Annotated in this window: 1 protein-coding gene; it reads right to left on the reverse strand. The window is 51.0% G+C overall.

Annotated elements, in window-relative coordinates; translation table 11 throughout:
• Positions 1 to 82 precede the first annotated feature (82 nt).
• Entirely contained in the window at positions 83 to 703 is a 621-nt protein-coding gene (locus tag FBY04_RS32260) for a hypothetical protein (RefSeq protein ID WP_256667222.1), read from the reverse strand.
• Positions 704 to 1018: the final 315 nt, after the last annotated feature.

The raw sequence follows: 1018 nt of genomic DNA on the forward strand, positions 1-1018 counted from the left end.
CAGCGGAAAAGGAACGACGTTGTTTGGTCATCAGACACCTCTATCTGGCGAGCATTCTCGCCTAAATGGGTGTCCGGTTTCATTAGACCACTACAGTCCGATGTTCAGGAGGGATTCCTGACATATCCAATTCGTAAGAGGTGGGCAAAGACGTTGGTGTTTTGGTTGAGAGTTTGAGTTGAGGTTTAGTGTTAGGTATGACACTGGCTGATACGGTATCGATATGGCATCCGTGTAATATCGAGTCTTCTTCTACGTATCGCTTTGAGCGCGGCCGGAGGGATTCATCTATCCAATCCTGCTGGTCGTCGTTCAGCCTTTCTTTGAAGTCATTCAGAAAGTCGTCTAGCCACTCGCTTGGTATACGGCGAATTTCTTCCAACGCTCTGGCTCGTAGTTTTGGCCCTGTCACTTGAGTAGCAGAGTGGTGATCCCACCAGATTTTTACCCAAACTATGAGTCTGACGTTGTCATACCTGGCTAGGTCTTCATCCTGGAGGCGATGGATGACCTGCAACCACTGATCCGCCGTCCATCCAATTTCTGCTCCGGCAATGCGTGGAACAAGTGGGTATACGCCCGTAATGTTGCTGTCAGGAGCCGTTAACAGGTGCAGCAAAGCAACTTTGTCCTCGGTGGTGCAATTCAGTAAGCGTGGGGAGCGCCAAAAATTCTGGTCCCGAATGGTTCGTTGTCTACTCATGCTCACTGCTCCCGGTGCAAAGGAGATGAATAGAGCTAGGACAGGTCATTGTCGCGCCTCCACCTGCGCTTTCTTTGTGGGCCTCCCTGTGCGTTTCGGATGTAAAACAGGTGCGATGACGGTGGCTGAATCTCGACTCTCTGTGTTGCCGGTGCGCATCCAAGTCCTCAGATCACCCAGTCTCCATCTCAACCTTGACAGTCCCGGTACAGGCTCAAGCTGAATCGCCCCTAGTTTCGTAGACACCTCCAAGCCTTAAAATGAGGCCCATTAGGAGGTGCCATGAGCAACCAGCGTTATCCCGAAGAATTCAAA

The organism is Pseudomonas sp. SJZ080 (assembly GCF_007828295.1).
Classification (GTDB): domain Bacteria; phylum Pseudomonadota; class Gammaproteobacteria; order Pseudomonadales; family Pseudomonadaceae; genus Aquipseudomonas; species Aquipseudomonas migulae_A.

Coding starts and splice junctions, on each gene's coding strand:
- FBY04_RS32260 (WP_256667222.1), bottom strand. CDS start 703: ATGAGTAGACAACGAACCATTCGGGACCAGAATTTTTGGCGCTCCCCA.